General features: G+C 58.4%; 16 protein-coding genes. 15 read left to right on the plus strand and 1 reads right to left on the minus strand.

What is annotated here, in order from left to right:
* The first annotated feature begins 5 nt into the window (after window positions 1–5).
* From AACY02_RS02110 to ispD, 14 genes are all read left to right on the plus strand, one after another.
* Entirely contained in the window at window positions 6–509 is a 504-nt protein-coding gene (locus AACY02_RS02110) for an OmpH family outer membrane protein (RefSeq protein WP_339430550.1), read from the plus strand.
* Window positions 510–512: 3 nt separating this feature from the next.
* Entirely contained in the window at window positions 513–1,568 is a 1,056-nt protein-coding gene (gene lpxD / locus AACY02_RS02115) for a UDP-3-O-(3-hydroxymyristoyl)glucosamine N-acyltransferase (RefSeq protein WP_339430551.1), read from the plus strand.
* Between the two features lie 106 nt (window positions 1,569–1,674).
* Window positions 1,675–2,115 (plus strand): 3-hydroxyacyl-ACP dehydratase FabZ, encoded by a 441-nt coding sequence (fabZ, locus tag AACY02_RS02120; protein ID WP_042557884.1) that lies wholly within the window; start codon window positions 1,675–1,677, stop codon window positions 2,113–2,115.
* Window positions 2,112–2,888, plus strand: coding sequence for an acyl-ACP--UDP-N-acetylglucosamine O-acyltransferase (gene lpxA, locus AACY02_RS02125; protein WP_339430552.1), 777 nt, complete (start codon window positions 2,112–2,114; stop codon window positions 2,886–2,888). The genes fabZ and lpxA overlap by 4 nt, the downstream gene beginning before the upstream one ends.
* Window positions 2,889–2,890: 2 nt before the next feature.
* A complete protein-coding gene (lpxB, locus tag AACY02_RS02130) occupies window positions 2,891–4,021 on the plus strand; it encodes a lipid-A-disaccharide synthase (RefSeq protein WP_339430553.1) in 1,131 nt (376 codons plus the stop codon).
* An 11-nt stretch (window positions 4,022–4,032) separates the two neighbouring features.
* Complete coding sequence (gene rnhB, locus AACY02_RS02135; protein ID WP_339430762.1) at window positions 4,033–4,659, plus strand: ribonuclease HII; 627 nt, start codon at window positions 4,033–4,035, stop codon at window positions 4,657–4,659.
* Between the two features lie 76 nt (window positions 4,660–4,735).
* Window positions 4,736–8,257 carry a DNA polymerase III subunit alpha gene (gene dnaE / locus AACY02_RS02140; protein WP_339430554.1) on the plus strand — a complete coding sequence of 1,174 codons (3,522 nt, stop codon included), beginning with the start codon at window positions 4,736–4,738 and terminating at the stop codon, window positions 8,255–8,257.
* Window positions 8,258–8,396: 139 nt separating this feature from the next.
* The gene (locus tag AACY02_RS02145; RefSeq protein WP_038357918.1) at window positions 8,397–9,344 is read left to right on the plus strand and encodes an acetyl-CoA carboxylase carboxyltransferase subunit alpha; all 948 of its coding nucleotides are present in this window, start codon (window positions 8,397–8,399) and stop codon (window positions 9,342–9,344) included.
* A 144-nt stretch (window positions 9,345–9,488) separates the two neighbouring features.
* Complete coding sequence (gene tilS, locus AACY02_RS02150) at window positions 9,489–10,805, plus strand: tRNA lysidine(34) synthetase TilS (protein WP_339430555.1); 1,317 nt, start codon at window positions 9,489–9,491, stop codon at window positions 10,803–10,805.
* 274 nt (window positions 10,806–11,079) lie between these two features.
* The gene (locus tag AACY02_RS02155) at window positions 11,080–12,711 is read left to right on the plus strand and encodes a CTP synthase (RefSeq protein WP_339430556.1); all 1,632 of its coding nucleotides are present in this window, start codon (window positions 11,080–11,082) and stop codon (window positions 12,709–12,711) included.
* Window positions 12,712–12,716: 5 nt separating this feature from the next.
* Window positions 12,717–13,562 carry a 3-deoxy-8-phosphooctulonate synthase gene (kdsA, locus tag AACY02_RS02160; RefSeq protein ID WP_339430557.1) on the plus strand — a complete coding sequence of 282 codons (846 nt, stop codon included), beginning with the start codon at window positions 12,717–12,719 and terminating at the stop codon, window positions 13,560–13,562.
* A 157-nt stretch (window positions 13,563–13,719) separates the two neighbouring features.
* Entirely contained in the window at window positions 13,720–15,009 is a 1,290-nt protein-coding gene (gene eno / locus AACY02_RS02165) for a phosphopyruvate hydratase (protein ID WP_339430558.1), read from the plus strand.
* Between the two features lie 169 nt (window positions 15,010–15,178).
* A complete protein-coding gene (gene ftsB, locus AACY02_RS02170) occupies window positions 15,179–15,457 on the plus strand; it encodes a cell division protein FtsB (protein ID WP_339430559.1) in 279 nt (92 codons plus the stop codon).
* Window positions 15,454–16,161, plus strand: a complete 708-nt coding sequence (gene ispD / locus AACY02_RS02175; RefSeq protein WP_339430560.1) for a 2-C-methyl-D-erythritol 4-phosphate cytidylyltransferase — start codon at window positions 15,454–15,456, stop codon at window positions 16,159–16,161. Before ftsB ends, ispD begins: the two co-directional genes overlap by 4 nt.
* A 27-nt stretch (window positions 16,162–16,188) precedes the next feature.
* On the opposite strand, the gene AACY02_RS02180 is transcribed toward ispD, so the two are convergent.
* Window positions 16,189–17,085, minus strand: coding sequence for a LysR substrate-binding domain-containing protein (locus AACY02_RS02180; protein WP_339430561.1), 897 nt, complete (start codon window positions 17,083–17,085; stop codon window positions 16,189–16,191).
* Between the two features lie 106 nt (window positions 17,086–17,191).
* Here AACY02_RS02180 and AACY02_RS02185 point away from each other — a divergent pair, with 106 nt between their 5' ends.
* Window positions 17,192–18,304: an S-(hydroxymethyl)glutathione dehydrogenase/class III alcohol dehydrogenase gene (locus AACY02_RS02185; protein WP_339430562.1), complete on the plus strand. Its 1,113-nt coding sequence runs from the start codon at window positions 17,192–17,194 to the stop codon at window positions 18,302–18,304.
* The last annotated feature ends 53 nt before the right edge of the window (window positions 18,305–18,357 follow it).

Below are 18,357 nucleotides of genomic sequence, written 5' to 3' on the forward strand. Positions count from 1 at the left end.
GCATCGTGCGTAAGTTGACTCAATTGGTTCTCCTGGCCTCCGTACTGGTGGCAGGCCCGGCATTCGCCGACATGAAAATTGCCGTTCTGAACTATCAGATGGCGTTGCTGGAATCGGACGCGGCCAAGAAATACGCTGTCGATGCGGAGAAGAAGTTCGGTCCTCAACTGACCAAGCTGAAAACTCTGGAAAGCAGCGCCAAGGGCATTCAGGATCGTCTGATGGCCGGTGGTGACAAGATGCAGCAGGGCGAGCGTGAGCGTCTGGAGCTGGAGTTCAAGCAAAAGGCCCGTGACTTCCAGTTCCAGTCCAAGGAACTGAATGAAGCCAAGGCCGTTGCCGACCGCGAAATGCTCAAGCAACTGAAGCCGAAACTGGATAGCGCTGTAGAAGGCGTCATCAAGAAAGGTGGTTTTGACCTGGTGCTCGAACGTGGCGCAGTGATCGATGTCAAGCCTCAGTACGACATCACACGCCAGGTTATCGAGCGCATGAATCAGCTGAAGTAACCCATGACCGTGACTATCAAGCTCGGCCAGTTGGCCGAGTTCCTCGGCGCCACCCTGCGTGGCGACCCGGAGAAGCAAATTACTGGGCTAGCCACTTTGCAAGAGGCTGGCCCAGCTCAGTTGAGCTTTCTGGCAAATCCTCAATATCGAAAATACCTGGCCGGTTCTCAGGCAGCAGCCTTGTTGCTCAAAGACGCCGACGCAGAAGGTTTTGCCGGTAATGCAGTGGTGGTGCCAGATCCTTATCTGGCTTATGCACGTATCTCTCACTTGTTCGATCCCAAACCGAAAGCTGCCGCGGGTATCCATCCCTCGGCAGTCATCGCTGACGACGCTGTGGTTGATCCAACCGCCAGCATCGGCCCCTTCGTGGTGATCGAGGCGGGTGCACGCATTGGGGCGCAAGTCACGCTGGGTGCCCATTGCGTCATCGGTGCCCGCAGCGAAATCGGCGAGGGCGGCTGGCTCGCTCCGCGTGTCACGCTGTATCACGATGTGCACATCGGCAAGCGTGTGGTTATCCAGTCCGGTGCCGTGCTCGGTGGTGAAGGCTTCGGCTTCGCCAATGAGAAGGGTATCTGGCAGAAAATTGCCCAGATCGGTGGTGTGACCATCGGCGACGATGTGGAGATCGGCGTGAATACTGCCATCGACCGCGGCGCGTTGGCCGATACCGTGATCGGCAATGGCGTGAAACTCGACAACCAGATCCAGATTGCCCACAACGTCCAGGTCGGTGATCACACTGCCATGGCCGCGTGCGTCGGGATCTCCGGTAGCACCAAAATCGGCAAGCACTGCATGCTGGCCGGAGGTGTCGGTCTGGTCGGCCACATTGATATTTGCGACAACGTTTTCCTGACCGGGATGACCATGGTGACGCACTCGATTACCGAGCCAGGCGCCTATTCTTCCGGCACAGCCATGCAACCGGCTGCCGAATGGCGCAAAAGCGCGGCACGCATTCGTCAGCTCGATGACATCGCGCGTCGTTTTAAACAGCTGGAAAAGCGCGTTGGGGAAGTGACCCCTGACGGCAATGCTTCATCAGATGGCTGATACCATTTCCATATCAAGTGTGCACAGCCTCTAGACTGCCTCCTTGATTTGCTAGAGGAGTGCGCGTCAGTCGCGCTCCCAATCTTTACATAGGCTTCCCCCCGAAATGATGGACATCAACGAGATTCGCGAATACCTGCCTCACCGTTACCCGTTCCTGCTGGTGGACCGGGTGGTGGATCTGGACACTGAAGGCAAGCGCATTCGCGCCTACAAGAATGTCAGCATCAATGAACCTTTCTTCAATGGTCACTTCCCGGCGCATCCAATCATGCCAGGCGTGCTGATCATCGAAGCGATGGCTCAAGCTGCCGGGATCCTCGGTTTCAAAATGCTCGACGTCAAACCGGCGGACGGCACCCTTTATTACTTCGTTGGTTCCGACAAGCTGCGTTTCCGCCAGCCGGTCAAGCCTGGCGACCAGTTGATCCTTGAAGCCACGTTCATTAGCTGTAAACGCAAGATCTGGAAGTTTGAATGCCAGGCTTCGGTCGATGGCAAGCCGGTCTGCTCGGCCGAGATCATCTGCGCGGAACAAAAAGTATGAGTTTGATTGACCCTCGCGCAATCATCGATCCGTCGGCCGTTCTGGCAGACGGCGTCGAGGTCGGCCCTTGGTCGATCATCGGCGCAGGTGTGGAAATCGGCGAGGGTACCGTGATCGGGCCGCATGTGATCCTCAAAGGCCCGACACGTATCGGCAAGCACAATCGCATTTACCAGTTTTCCTCGGTAGGCGAAGACACGCCCGATCTGAAGTACAAAGGTGAAGAGACCCGACTGGTGATAGGTGACCACAACGTCATCCGCGAAGGCGTGACGATTCACCGTGGCACCGTGCAGGACCGTTCGGAAACCACGCTGGGCGATCACAACCTGATCATGGCCTATGCCCACATCGGTCACGACAGTGTCATCGGCAATAACTGCATCCTGGTCAACAACACGGCGTTGGCCGGCCATGTGCATGTTGACGACTGGGCGATCCTCTCCGGGTTCACCCTGGTTCACCAGTATTGCCACATTGGCGCCCACAGCTTTTCAGGCATGGGTACCGCGATCGGTAAAGACGTTCCCGCGTTTGTCACCGTGTTTGGCAACCCGGCCGAGGCGCGCAGCATGAATTTCGAAGGCATGCGCCGTCGCGGTTTCAGCGAAGACGCTATCCACGCATTGCGTCGTGCCTATAAGACCGTTTATCGCCAAGGGCTGACAGTCGAGCAGGCACTGGCTCAACTGGCCGAGCCTGCTGCTCTGTTCCCGGAAGTCGCGGTGTTTCGCGATTCCATCCAGTCGTCGACACGCGGCATCACCCGCTGATCATGGCCAATTTGCGTATTGCGCTGGTGGCGGGTGAAGCTTCCGGTGACATTTTGGGTGCCGGCCTCATGCGTGCCCTCAAGGCACAGCATCCGTCGGTCGAGTTCATCGGTGTCGGCGGTCCGTTGATGCAGGCGGAAGGTCTGACCTCGTACTTTCCCATGGAGCGCTTGTCGGTCATGGGGCTGGTTGAGGTCCTCGGTCGTTTGCGCGAGTTGCTCAAGCGTCGTAAAGAGCTGATTGCCACGCTGATTGCCGAAAAACCGGACGCGTTCATCGGTATCGATGCCCCCGACTTCAACCTCAATATCGAACTCAAGCTGCGTCAGGCCGGGATCAAAACCGTGCATTACGTCAGCCCGTCGGTGTGGGCGTGGCGGCAGAAGCGCGTGCTGAAGATTCGCGAAGGCTGCGATTTGATGCTCACCCTTTTCCCGTTCGAAGCCAGATTCTACGAAGAGAAAGGCGTACCGGTACGCTTCGTCGGTCACTCGCTGGCCGATGCCATTCCGCTGGAGGCTGATCGTGCGGCTGCGCGTGCCGAGTTGGGATTGCCTGATGGGCCGCTGATCGCGCTGATGCCTGGTAGTCGTGGCGGTGAGGTCGGTCGCCTCGGCGCACTGTTCCTCGATACCGCCCAGCGCCTGCGCGCGATGCGTCCGGGCGTTCGCTTTGTCATGCCGTGCGCCAGCCCGGAGCGCCGTTTGCAGCTTGAAGAACTGCTCGCTGGCCGCGATTTGCCGGTGACCTTGCTCGATGGCAAGTCTCATCTGGCCTTGGCTGCCTGTAACGCCGTATTGATCGCCTCCGGTACGGCAACCCTCGAAGCGCTGTTGTACAAGAGGCCGATGGTGGTTGCCTATCGTCTGGCACCGCTGACGTTCTGGATTCTCAAACGCATGGTCAAGAGCCCGTATGTATCGCTGCCAAATCTGTTGGCCCAGCGTCTGCTGGTTCCGGAGTTGTTGCAGGACGATGCAACTGTCGAGGCGCTTGCCCAGACCCTGTCGCCCTTGATCGAGGGCGGTGAAGAGCAGACTCGCGGCTTCGACGAGATTCACCGCACGCTGCGTCTGGACGCATCCAATCAGGCGGCGCATGCCGTCCTTAACCTGATCGGTCAATCACGATGAGCAAGACAAGCATGCAAATGGGCCTGGATTTCACGTTGGTCGCCGAAGTTGAAGAACTGGTCGCCGGCGTCGATGAAGTCGGTCGCGGCCCGTTGTGCGGTGCAGTGGTGACGGCAGCGGTGATCCTCGATCCGAACCGCCCTATCGTTGGGCTCAACGACTCGAAGAAACTCACCGAAGCCAAACGGGAAAAGCTTTACGACGAGATCATCGAAAAATCCCTGAGCTGGTGCATCGCTCGCGCCGAAGTCGAAGAAATCGATGAATTGAATATTTTGCACGCGACCATGCTGGCCATGCAGCGCGCCGTGGCCGGGCTGCACATCCAGCCGAAACTGGCGATGATCGATGGCAACCGCTGCCCGAAACTGCCGATGCGCGCCGAAGCGGTTGTAAAGGGCGATAGCAAGGTGCCTGCCATTGCTGCGGCATCGATTCTGGCCAAGGTCAGTCGTGACCGCGAAATGGCTGCGTTCGAACTGATTTACCCGGGTTATGGCATTGGCGGCCACAAAGGCTATCCGACGCCCGTTCATCTGGAAGCATTGTCCCGGCTCGGGCCGACCCCGATTCACCGGCGCTCGTTCGCCCCGGTGCGTCAGGCTTATGAGGCGCTGGAAGGCCTGACGCAGGTTTAGTCGCAAGGCTGATGTTTTGTTCGAGGCCCGGTACAATCCGGGCCTTGTTGTCTCTATGTAACTGGACAGGATCACTATGCCGGCTTCATTCGTTCACCTACGCCTGCACACTGAATACTCCCTGGTCGACGGGCTGGTGCGGATCAAGCCACTGGTCAAGGCCCTGGCTGGCATGAACATGCCGGCCGTCGCGGTCACCGATCAGAACAACATGTGTTCCCTGGTCAAATTCTATAAAAACACCATGGGCGCAGGGATCAAGCCGATCTGCGGCGCTGACCTGTGGCTGTCGAACAAGGATCCGGATGCGCCGCTGAGCCGGATCAGCCTGTTGGTCATGAACGCCAAGGGCTATCGCAATCTCACTGAGCTGATTTCCCGTGGCTTCATTGAAGGTCAGCGCAATGGCATGATCATCGTCGAGCGAGAGTGGGTCGCCGAGGCCAGCGAAGGCCTGATCATGCTGTCTGCCGCCAAAGAAGGCGAGATCGGCATGGCCCTCATCGGCGGTAACCCGGCTGAAGCTGAGGTTCTGACGCGTGAATGGATGGCGGTGTTTCCGGATCGTTTTTATCTGGAAATCCAGCGTACCAACCGTCCCAACGATGAAGAGCAACTGCATGGTGCTGTGGCTCTGGCCGACAAGCTGGGCGCGCCACTGGTGGCGAGCAACGATGTGCGTTTCATCAAGCAGGAAGACTTCGCCGCCCACGAAACCCGCGTTTGCATCGGTGAGGGCCGCGCCCTCGACGATCCGCGGCGTTCGAAGAATTACAGCGATCAGCAATACCTCAAAAGCGCCGAGGAAATGGCCGAGCTGTTCAGCGACATTCCTGACGCCATCGAAAACACCGTCGAAATTGCCAAACGCTGCAATATCGATGTGAAACTGGGCACGCACTTCCTGCCCAACTTCCCGATTCCCGATGGCATGACCATCGATGAGTACTTCCGCAAGGTGTCCTTCGACGGTCTGGAGGAGCGGCTCGCGGTTCTGTTGCCCAAAGACACCACCGAAGACTACGAAGCCAAGCGTCAGGTGTACGTCGACCGCTTGAATTTCGAGCTGGATATCATCATCCAGATGGGCTTCCCCGGTTATTTCCTGATCGTGATGGACTTTATCCAGTGGGCCAAGAACAACGGCGTACCGGTTGGACCAGGTCGTGGGTCGGGTGCTGGATCGCTGGTGGCCTATGTGCAGAAAATCACCGACCTCGACCCGCTGGAATACGACCTGCTGTTCGAACGTTTCCTTAACCCGGAACGGGTATCGATGCCCGACTTCGACGTCGACTTCTGCATGGACGGTCGTGATCGGGTGATCGACTATGTGGCCGAGAAATACGGGCGCAACGCGGTAAGCCAGATCATCACCTTCGGTTCCATGGCGGCAAAAGCTGTGGTGCGTGACGTGGCGCGGGTACAGGGCAAGTCCTACGGCCTGGCGGATCGTCTGTCGAAGATGATTCCGTTTGAAGTCGGCATGACCCTGGAAAAAGCCTACGAGCAGGAAGAGATCCTGCGCGACTTCATTAAGGTCGATGAAGAGGCGGCGGAAATCTGGGAGATGGCGCGCAAGCTCGAAGGCGTTGTGCGTAACGTCGGCAAGCACGCTGGTGGTGTGGTGATCGCACCGACCAAACTGACCGACTTCTCGCCGATCTATTGCGACGAGGCCGGTGACGGTCTGGTAACCCAGTTCGACAAGGACGATGTTGAGGCTGCCGGTCTGGTGAAGTTCGACTTCCTCGGTCTGCGGACGTTGACGGTTATTGACTGGGCGCTAAAGACCATCAACCGAGACCGCGCCAAGGTCGACGAACCACCGCTGGATATCGCGTTCATCCCGCTGGATGACAAACCGACTTACCAGTTGCTGCAAAAAGCTGAAACCACTGCGGTGTTCCAGCTTGAATCCCGAGGCATGAAAGAGCTGATCAAAAAGCTCAAGCCCGACTGCCTGGAAGACTTGATCGCACTGGTAGCGCTGTTCCGTCCGGGCCCGCTGCAGTCCGGCATGGTGGACGACTTCATCAACCGTAAGCACGGTCGCGCCGAACTGGCGTACCCGCACTCGGATTACCAGTACGAGGGCCTCAAGCCAGTATTGGCACCGACTTACGGCATCATCCTGTATCAGGAACAGGTGATGCAGATTGCCCAGGTCATGGCCGGTTACACCCTCGGCGGTGCGGACATGCTGCGTCGGGCGATGGGTAAGAAAAAACCCGAAGAGATGGCCAAACAGCGCGGCGGTTTCATTGAAGGTTGCAAGACCAACAATATCGACGCCGACCTCGCCGGTAACATTTTCGACCTGGTGGAAAAATTCGCCGGTTACGGCTTCAACAAGTCTCACTCCGCCGCTTACGGTCTGGTTTCGTATCAGACTGCCTGGCTGAAAACCCATTACCCGGCGCCGTTCATGGCTGCGGTACTGTCGGCGGACATGCACAACACCGACAAGGTCGTGACCTTGATCGAAGAAATTCGCACGATGAAGCTGCGTCTCGACGCGCCAGACGTGAATACTTCGGAGTTCAAGTTCACGGTGAACGACGACGGCCGCATTGTGTATGGCCTCGGCGCGATCAAAGGGGTCGGTGAAGGCCCGGTAGAAGCAATCACTGAGGCGCGTCAGGAAGGCCCGTTCAAGGATTTGTTCGATTTCTGCGCCCGTGTCGACCTCAAGCGCATCAACAAGCGCACGCTCGACGGTTTGATTCGCAGCGGTGCACTGGATCGTCTGGGGCCTTATTTTCACGACGAACAAAAGGCTTATCAGGCCAATATCGACCGTAATCGCGCGGTGTTGCTGGCGGCGATGGAGGAGGCGATCAAGGCTGCAGAGCAAACCGCCCGCACCCACGACAGTGGTCACGCCGACCTGTTTGGCGGTCTGTTCGTCGAGGAAGATGCTGACGTTTATGCCAGTCATCGCAAAGCCAAGGAGCTGACCCTCAAGGAGCGCCTCAAGGGTGAAAAAGACACCCTGGGCCTGTACCTGACCGGTCACCCGATTGACGAATACGAAGGTGAGATCCGCCGTTTCGCCCGTCAGCGCATCATCGACCTGAAACCGGCGCGCGATACGCAAACCGTGGCCGGGATGATCATTGCCCTGCGGGTGATGAAGAACAAGAAGGGCGACAAGATGGGCTTCATCACCCTCGACGACCGCTCCGGCCGGATCGAAGCGTCGCTGTTTGCCGAAGCGTTCCATTCCGCGCAGTCGCTGTTGCAGACCGACGCGATGGTGGTGGTTGAAGGCGAGGTCAGCAACGATGACTTCTCCGGCGGCCTGCGCCTGCGGGTCAAGCGCGTGATGAGCATGGAAGATGCGCGCACCAACCTTGCCGAAAGCCTGCGCCTGAAGCTGCAAACCCAGGACCTCAAAGGCGATCAGCTACGCTGGTTGGGTGATTTGCTCAAGCGTCATCGCGGGGCGTGTCCGATCACCATGGAGTACACCAGCCCCGATGCGAAGACCTTGCTGCAGTTTGGCGAGACCTGGCGCATCGACCCGGCGGATGCGTTGATTCAAGCCTTGCGTGACCAGTTCGGGCGAGACAACGTCTTCCTCCAATACCGTTGAGCGGCAGGTGCCATCATTGCGCTTGCCCGAAACCTGAATTTTTAATCTCGACCTTAGCGCGCCTCTCCCTTAAGGTAGGGCGCGAATAGACAACCGGCCGACCCAAGCTCATTTGGGATACGACCCAAGACGGACGCCTATGAACCCGAATTTTCTAGATTTCGAACAGCCGATCGCCGACCTGCAAGCCAAGATCGAAGAGTTGCGCTTGGTCGGTAATGACAATTCGCTGAATATCGGCGATGAGATCTCCCGCCTGCAGGACAAGAGCAAAACGCTGACCGAGGACATCTTCGGCAAGCTGACCAGCTGGCAGATCGCACGCTTGGCGCGTCACCCGAAACGCCCGTATACCCTGGACTACATCGAACACATCTTCACCGAGTTCGATGAACTGCACGGCGACCGTCACTTCTCCGACGACGCTGCGATCGTGGGGGGCATTGCTCGTCTGGAAGACCAGCCAGTGATGATCATCGGTCACCAGAAGGGCCGCGAAGTCCGTGAGAAAGTACGCCGCAACTTCGGCATGCCGCGTCCGGAAGGCTACCGCAAGGCATGCCGTCTGATGGAAATGGCCGAGCGTTTCAAAATGCCGATCCTGACCTTCATCGACACCCCGGGTGCCTATCCAGGTATCGACGCCGAAGAGCGTAACCAGAGCGAAGCCATCGCCTGGAACCTGCGTGTGATGTCGCGCCTGAAGACCCCGATCATCGCCACCGTTATCGGCGAGGGTGGTTCAGGCGGTGCACTGGCCATCGGTGTTTGCGATCAGTTGAACATGCTGCAGTACTCGACCTACGCGGTGATCTCGCCGGAAGGTTGTGCTTCGATTCTGTGGAAAACCGCCGAAAAAGCGCCGGACGCTGCTGAAGCCATGGGCATCACTGCCGAGCGCCTGAAAGGTCTGGGCATCGTTGACAAGGTGATCGGCGAGCCTTTGGGCGGTGCTCACCGTGATCCGGCCGCTGCCGCTGCCTCGATTCGTGCCGAGCTGAGCTCGCAACTGGCGATGCTGAAGAAGTTCGACAACGAAGCGCTGCTCAAGCGCCGTTACGATCGGCTGATGAGCTACGGTCTCTGACAGATCGCGCAATACCCAATGTGGGAGCGGGCTTGCTCGCGAAAGCGGTATAACAGTCGACAGATGTGTTGAATGTTGAGACGCCTTCGCGAGCAAGCCCGCTCCCACTTTGATTTGGGCAAAGAGTTAGATAGGGGTCAGTCCGTGAGTGATCTGCCTTCCCGGCTTCTGCTGAATCTTGCAGCTTGGCGCAACGCCACTGCATGGCGCGTCGCTTTCTCCGGTGGTCTCGACTCGACCGTCCTGCTGCATCTGCTTGCCGATCTCGTAAAAGACCAATCCCTTCCGGCGCTAAGCGCCATCCACATTCATCACGGCCTCCAGCCTGCGGCGGATGCGTGGCCACAGCATTGCCAGTCGTTCTGTGATGCGCTGGGTGTTCCATTGCAAGTGGAGCGGGTCACGGTGCAACCGGGTGCGAGTCTGGAGCGAGCGGCGCGCAATGCGCGTTATGCGGTGTTCGGTGCGCTGACGCAGGCCAATGATGTGCTGCTGACCGGTCAGCATCGGGATGATCAGGCCGAAACATTACTGTTTCGTCTGTTGCGTGGCGCAGGTGTCAGAGGATTATCGGGCATGCCGAGCCAGCGAGCGCTGGGGCGGGGTGTTCTGATTCGACCTTTGCTTGATGTCCCTCGGGCTGAACTGGAGGCCTACGCACAAGCTCATCAATTGCACTGGATCGAAGACCCGTCGAATCAGGATCGTCAGTTCTCGCGTAATTACCTGCGCCATCAGGTCATGCCGCTGCTGAGCAGTCGCTGGCCGCAAGCGCCAGCAAGCATGGCGCGCAGCGCTGCGCATCTGCGTGAGGCGCAGGGTTTGCTCGATGAATTGGCGCAAATCGATCTGGCACAGGCTGCAACGCCTCATGAGTTCCAATGGCTGCGCTTGCCGTCTCTGGCGTTGGCGCCACTTTGCGCTCTCACCGCCCCCCGGCAACGAAATGCGCTGAGTCATTGGCTCGAACCGCTGACACGTTTGCCTGACACCGACCATTGGTCGGGTTGGGCGGATCTGTGCAATGCCAGTCACGATGCTTCGCCGGTCTGGCGTCTGGCCGATGGCGAGTTGCATCGCAGTGCCGGTCGTCTGTGGTGGCTCAGTGGCGACTGGCTGCGCGCTCCAGTGATCGACGGCGAGTGGCAGGCACCGGCGTCGCCGCTAAGCTTGCCCCATAACGGGGGGGTCATGTTCAGCGGTCAGGCTCCCTGCGGCCCGTTACGCATTGCCTATCGGCAGGGTGGCGAAGTGATGCATTTGGCGGATCGCGGCCATCGCGACCTCAAACGGTTGCTCAATGAGCGTGCGGTGCCGGGTTTCGTGCGTGGCAGATTGCCGCTGCTTTTTCGCGGTGACGAATTGCTCGCGGTGGCGAACCTGCCGGGACTTGATGGCCACGAGCAGGACGGCTGGAAAATGAGTTGGCAGCCAACAGACGAAGATCAAGGTTTGAGATGAAAGGGGCATTCCGGTAGACTACGCTCCCTTCTTGATACAACTTCTGTGGATTCGCCTGAATTGCAGGAGTTGCCGATTACCAAGCAGTCTTTGCTGGGCGATTCCAAAAAATGTGTAGCGCACAACGTACCGGTGTTTCATCTGCCGGTCTGTCCCAACGCGGCGGTTTTTTTGAAAGGTGCACTGTGATTAATGCTGGTGATCGGGGGCTTCGGCCTTCCTTCGCTTTCCCCGGCGGCTCGTACCGCTTTAACGCAGACTTCTAGGGTTTTTCATGACGCGCTACATATTCGTCACGGGCGGTGTTGTTTCTTCATTGGGGAAAGGCATTGCCTCGGCTTCATTGGCGGCCATCCTGGAGGCGCGGGGGCTTAAAGTCACCATGCTTAAGCTGGATCCGTACATCAACGTTGACCCGGGCACGATGAGCCCGTTCCAGCACGGTGAAGTGTTCGTCACCCATGACGGCGCCGAGACTGACCTGGACCTGGGCCATTACGAGCGGTTCATCCGCACGACCATGACCCAGAACAACAACTTCACCACCGGCCGTGTCTACGAGCACGTGCTGCGCAAAGAGCGCCGTGGTGACTACCTGGGTGCAACCATCCAGGTGATCCCGCACATCACCGACGAAATCAAGCGCCGCATCATCAAGGGGGCTGGCGATGCTGACGTGGCCATGGTCGAGATCGGTGGCACCGTGGGTGACATCGAGTCGCAACCGTTCCTCGAAGCCATTCGTCAATTGCGTTTCGAAGTCGGCGCCAAGCGCGCGATGCTGATGCACCTGACCTTGGTGCCGTACATCGCCACGGCCGGCGAGACCAAAACCAAGCCAACCCAGCACTCGGTAAAAGAGCTGCGTTCGATCGGCCTGCAGCCAGACGTGCTGGTGTGCCGTTCCGATCACCCGATCGACATCTCGTCGCGTCGCAAAATCGCTCAGTTCACCAACGTTGAAGAACGTGCGGTGATCGCGCTGGAAGACGCCGACACTATCTACAAGATCCCGGGCATCCTGCATTCCCAGGGCCTGGACGATTTCGTTGTCGAGCGTTTTGGCCTGCAATGCGGCAGCGCTGATCTGTCCGAGTGGGAAGCAGTGGTTGATGCCAAGCTGAACCCGGAACACGAAGTCACCATCGCGATGGTCGGCAAATACATGGAGCTGCTGGACGCCTACAAGTCGCTGATCGAAGCGATGAGTCACGCCGGCATCAGCAACCGCACCAAGGTCAACCTGCGCTACATCGACTCCGAAGACATCGAAAACCAGGGCACTGCGCTGCTCGAAGGTGTTGACGCGATTCTGGTGCCGGGCGGCTTCGGTCTGCGTGGCGTGGAAGGCAAGATCACCGCTGTTCAGTACGCTCGCGAAAACAAGGTTCCGTACCTGGGTATCTGCCTGGGTATGCAAGTGGCAGTCATCGAGTTCGCCCGTAACGTAATGGGCTGGAAAGACGCCAACTCCACCGAGTTCGATCGCGCCAGCGGTCACCCGGTCGTGGGCCTGATCACCGAGTGGGAAGATGCGACCGGTGCCGTTGAAGTGCGTACCGAAGCTTCCGACCTGGGCGGCACCATGCGTCTCGGCGCTCAGGATTGCCTGCTCGAAGCCGGCTCCAAAGTGCACGATTGCTACGGCAAGGACGTGATTGTCGAGCGTCACCGTCATCGTTACGAAGTGAACAACAACCTGCTGCCGCAAATCATCGAAGCCGGCCTGAAAATCTCCGGTCGTTCCGCTGATGCTGCGCTGGTTGAAGTGGTTGAAGCACCGGATCATCCATGGTTCGTGGCTTGCCAGTTCCACCCTGAGTTCACCTCGACACCACGCGATGGCCATCCGCTGTTCAGCGGTTTTGTCAAAGCAGCGTTGGCTCAACACCAGAAGAAGGCGTAACCCCGATGGCACAGAAGATCATCCGCGTCGGCGACATCGAAATTGCCAACGACAAACCCATGGTGCTGTTCGGCGGCATGAACGTGCTGGAAAGCCGTGACATGGCCATGCAGGTTTGCGAAGAGTACGTGAAGGTTACCGAAAAGCTCGGCATCCCTTACGTGTTCAAGGCCAGCTTCGACAAAGCCAACCGTTCTTCTGTGGCCTCTTATCGCGGTCCTGGCCTGGAAGAGGGCATGCGCATCTTCCAGGACATCAAACAAGCCTTTGGCGTGCCGATCATCACCGACGTCCATGAGCCTGATCAGGCTCAGGTCGTTGCTGAAGTCTGCGACATCATCCAGTTGCCGGCCTTCCTGTCGCGCCAGACCGATCTGGTTGTCGCGATGGCCAGGACCAATGCCGTGATCAACATCAAGAAAGCCCAGTTCCTCGCCCCTCAGGAAATGAAACACATCCTGAACAAGTGCGTGGAAGCGGGTAACGACCAATTGATCCTCTGCGAGCGTGGTTCGAGCTTCGGCTACAACAACCTCGTGGTCGACATGCTCGGCTTCGGCATCATGAAGCAGTTCGAGTACCCGGTGTTCTTCGACGTGACTCACTCGCTGCAAATGCCTGGCGGTCGTTCCGACTCCGCCGGCGGTCGCCGCGCACAGGTTCTGGATCTGGCCAAGGCTGGCATGAGCCAGGGCTTGGCGGGTCTGTTCCTTGAGGCCCACCCAGACCCGGACAACGCCAAATGCGATGGCCCTTGCGCCTTGCGTCTGGACAAACTGGAGCCATTCCTGGCCCAGCTCAAAGCTTTGGACGAACTGGTGAAGAGTTTTCCGACGGTAGAAACCGCGTAAACCTCAATTCTCCGGTAAAGTACCGCACGATTTGTCGCTCATGCCCTCGGGCATGAGCGTTATCGTCTGCAAGACTGCCCGCTGCACACCCCTTGCCGACGGTAAAAAGATTTCCTCTAGCTGCGTCGTTTTCGTCAACTTTGGAGTGTTTACAACAATGGCAAAAATCGTCGACATCAAAGGTCGTGAAGTTCTCGACTCCCGTGGCAATCCCACCGTGGAAGCGGACGTGCTTCTCGACAACGGCATCATCGGCAGCGCCTGCGCGCCATCCGGTGCATCCACTGGCTCGCGTGAAGCGCTCGAGCTGCGTGATGGCGACAAGAGCCGTTACCTGGGCAAGGGCGTGCTCAAAGCGGTAGCCAACATCAACGGTCCGATCCGCGATCTGCTGCTGGGCGCCGACCCAAGCGACCAGAAAGCCCTGGATCACGCGATGATCAAGCTCGACGGTACCGAAAACAAAGCAACCCTGGGCGCCAACGCCATCCTCGCCGTGTCCCTGGCTGCGGCGAAGGCTGCTGCACAGGATCAGGACCTGCCGCTGTACGCGCACATCGCCAACCTGAACGGCACTCCGGGTGTTTACTCGATGCCGGTGCCGATGATGAACATCATCAACGGCGGCGAGCACGCCGATAACAACGTCGACATCCAGGAATTCATGGTTCAGCCAGTCGGCGCCAAGTCTTTCTCGGAAGGTCTGCGCATGGGCACCGAGATTTTCCATCACCTCAAAGCTGTACTGAAGGCTCGTGGCCTGAGCACCGCTGTTGGCGACGAAGGCGGTTTCGCACCGAACCTGGCGTCCAACGAAGACGCTTTGAAAGTGATCTCCGAAGCCGTAGCCAACGCCGGTTACAAGCTGGGCACCGACGTGACCCTGGCGCTGGACTGCGCGGCCAGCGAATTCTACGAAGACGGCAAGTACAACCTGTCCGGAGAAGGTCAGGTATTCACCGCTGAAGGTTTTGCCGATTACCTCAAAGGCCTGACCGAACGTTATCCGATCATCTCGATCGAAGACGGTCTGGACGAGTCCGACTGGGCTGGCTGGAAGATCCTCACCGACAAGATCGGCGAGAAGGTTCAACTGGTTGGCGACGACCTGTTTGTGACCAATACCAAGATCCTGAAAGAAGGCATCGATAAAAAGATCGCCAACTCGATCCTGATCAAGTTCAACCAGATCGGCACGCTGACCGAAACCCTGGAAGCCATCCAGATGGCCAAGGCTGCCGGTTACACCGCCGTGATCTCGCACCGCTCGGGCGAAACCGAAGATTCGACCATTGCCGACCTGGCTGTGGGCACCTCGGCTGGCCAGATCAAGACCGGTTCGCTGTGCCGTTCCGACCGCGTTTCCAAGTACAACCAACTGCTGCGTATCGAAGAGCAGTTGAATGGCAAAGCCAAGTACAACGGTCGTAGCGAGTTCCGCGGTTAAGCGCAAACTGATGGAAGGACACCGGATTGTGTCGGAAAAGTCGTGACAGCGATGGATTTGCCACTAATCTGATGCCTTGAAAGCACAAGCCTGGTTCTTCCAGGCTTCGTGCTATCAGACGTTTCAAATTTTGCATGGCTGTCTTTTTTCACTGGATACCTGATATTCGATGCGCAGTCCCTACTGGTTGTTTCTAGTGTTGCTCTTGCTACTGGCCGGTCTGCAGTACCGTCTGTGGGTGGGCGATGGCAGTCTGGCGCAGGTCGCCGAACTGAATCAGCAGATTGCTGATCAACACGCCGAGAACGAAGCCTTGCTGGAGCGCAACCGGGTGATGGACGCCGAGGTCAGTGAGCTGAAAAAAGGCATGGAGACCGTTGAGGAACGAGCTCGCCATGAACTGGGCATGGTCAAGGACGGCGAAACCCTTTATCAGTTGGCTCAATGAACGATTCGCTGCCGGCCTTCTGGGCCGTGATTCCTGCCGCGGGCGTGGGTGCCCGAATGGCCGCGGACCGTCCCAAGCAATACCTGCAACTGGACGGGCGCACAATTCTCGAACACAGCCTCGGCTGTTTCCTCGATCACCCGAGCCTCATGGGGTTGGTGGTCAGTCTTGCTGTTGATGATCCTTATTGGCCGAACCTTGCTTGCGTCAACGATCCGCGTATTCAGCGGGTAGACGGCGGGGCCGAACGTTCTGGCTCGGTGCTCAATGCCTTGCTGCATCTGAATGCGCAGGGTGCCGACGATGACGATTGGGTGCTGGTGCACGATGCGGCACGACCTAACCTGAGCCGTGATGACCTCGACAGGTTGCTTGCCGAACTGGCCACTGACCCGGTGGGCGGTTTGCTGGCGGTGCCTGCGCGCGACACGCTCAAACGGGTCGACAAGCATGGTCGTGTTGTCGAAACCGTTGATCGCAGTGTGATCTGGCAGGCTTATACGCCACAGATGTTTCGCCTTGGTGCGCTGCACCGAGCGTTGGCGGACAGTCTGGTCGCGCAGGCAGTGATTACCGATGAGGCCTCGGCGATGGAGTGGGCTGGTCTGGCGCCGCGTCTGATCGAGGGGCGCGCGGATAACCTCAAAGTGACCCGGCCGGAAGATCTGGAGTGGCTGCGTCAGCGTTGGGCCAATCGCCGCTGAATCCCGGTCGCATAAACAACCCATCCCTCAGTTGCGATACTCAGGCCGCTCGGCCAACCCTTCCTTCAAGAAATCCACCAGTTTTCGCACTTTCGGCGACAGGTGCCGCTGCTGCGGATACAGCGCCCACACCGCGGTATTCGGCGGTTGATGGGCCTCCAGCAACGAAATCAACGCGCCGCTGTGCAGGTGCTCCAGCACGTAATAGTCCGGCAACTGACACAGACCGACCCCTTGCAGCGCCGCATCCAGCACCGCTTGCCCACTGTTGCAGCGCCAGTTCCCCTGCACCCGTTGGGAAAATTCTCGCCCGTTCTGTTCCAGTTGCCAGATATCCGAGCTGCCGATCAGGCAATTGTGCCGGCTCAGTTCCGACAAACTGTGTGGGCGGCCATACCTTTCCAGGTAGGACGGCGACGCACACAGATACATGCGCCGTGGCGCCAAGCGAGCAGCGACCAGTCGCGAGTCCTGCAACCGGCCCAGGCGAATCGCCAGATCCAAACCCTCATGCACCAAATCGAGTTGACGGTTGCTCAGTTCGATGTCGACGCGCAGTTGCGGGTAATGCCCCATGAATCGCGTCACCAGCGGCACGATAAAACGTTCGCCGTACGCCACGGCACAGGTCATGCGTAGCATGCCTTTGGGTTCGCTGGTCAGATCGCCGACCGCGCGCAGAGCTTCTTCTCGCCCGTCCTGCAAGCGTTGGCAATGTTGCAGAAAGGTTTGGCCGGCCTCGGTCAGTGCCACTCGACGAGTGCTGCGGTAGAGCAAGCGTGTCTGTAAACGCTCTTCCAGTCGTACGATTTGTCGACTGATGTGTGAGGAAGAAACACCAAGGCGTTCGGCAGCGGCGGTGAATTGGCTGCATTCGGCAACGGCGACGAATTCATCGATGCCTTCCCAGCGGTTGTCGGTCATCGGGATTATCCCTGTGTGGCAATAATGTTTTGCTTTTGTTCGGATTATTCATCAGTTGGCGCTGAACTACACTGCGTGTCTCGTTTTTATTCACTGGAGAGTCAGCATGATCAAGTCGCGCGCCGCCGTTGCCTTCGAGGCCAAGAAGCCGCTGGAAATCGTAGAAGTCGATGTCGCCATGCCCAAGGCGGGTGAAGTGTTGCTGCGCGTGGTGGCTTCCGGTGTTTGCCACACTGACGCTTACACGTTGTCCGGCGCTGACCCGGAAGGCATCTTTCCATCGATCCTCGGCCACGAAGGCGGCGCCATCGTTGAAGCTATCGGCGAAGGTGTCACCTCGGTTGCCGTTGGCGATCATGTGATCCCGCTGTACACCCCGGAATGCGGCCAGTGCAAATTCTGCAAGTCGGGCAAGACCAACCTGTGTCAGGCGATTCGTGCCACCCAGGGCAAAGGTTTGATGCCGGACGGCACTTCGCGTTTTTCCTACAAAGGCGAAACGATTTTCCACTACATGGGGACTTCGACCTTTTCCGAATACACCGTGTTGCCGGAAATCTCCGTGGCCAAGATCGCCAAGGACGCGCCATTGGAGAAGGTTTGCCTGCTGGGCTGTGGCGTCACCACCGGTATCGGCGCCGTAATCAACACCGCCAAGGTCAAGCCGGGTGACACCGTAGCGATCTTCGGTCTCGGCGGCATTGGCCTGTCGGCGGTCATCGGCGCCGTGAAGGCCAAGGCTTCGCGCATCATCGCCATCGATATCAACCCGGCCAAGTTCGAGATCGCCAAACAGTTGGGTGCCACCGATTGCGTTAACCCGAAAGACTTCGATCGTCCGATCCAGGAAGTGATCGTCGACATGACCGACGGCGGTGTCGACTTTTCTTTCGAATGTATCGGTAACGTGCAATTGATGCGCGCAGCGCTGGAATGCTGCCACAAGGGTTGGGGTGAGTCGGTGATCATCGGCGTGGCCGGTGCGGGCCAGGAAATCTCCACTCGTCCATTCCAACTGGTGACCGGGCGCGTCTGGCGCGGTTCGGCGTTCGGTGGCGTGCGTGGTCGCACCGAGCTGCCAAGCTACGTCGACATGGCCCAAAGCGGTGAAATTCCACTGGATACGTTCATCACCCACACCATGGGCCTGGAAGACATCAACAAGGCATTCGACCTGATGCACGAAGGCAAGAGCATTCGTACCGTCATTCATTTCTGATCAATCGCGACGTCATGGCTGCAAGTCTTGAAGGCTTGCAGCGTCGGCCGCGT

Source organism: Pseudomonas sp. EA_65y_Pfl2_P78, assembly GCF_963970495.1.
Taxonomy (GTDB): Bacteria; Pseudomonadota; Gammaproteobacteria; order Pseudomonadales; family Pseudomonadaceae; genus Aquipseudomonas; species Aquipseudomonas baetica_A.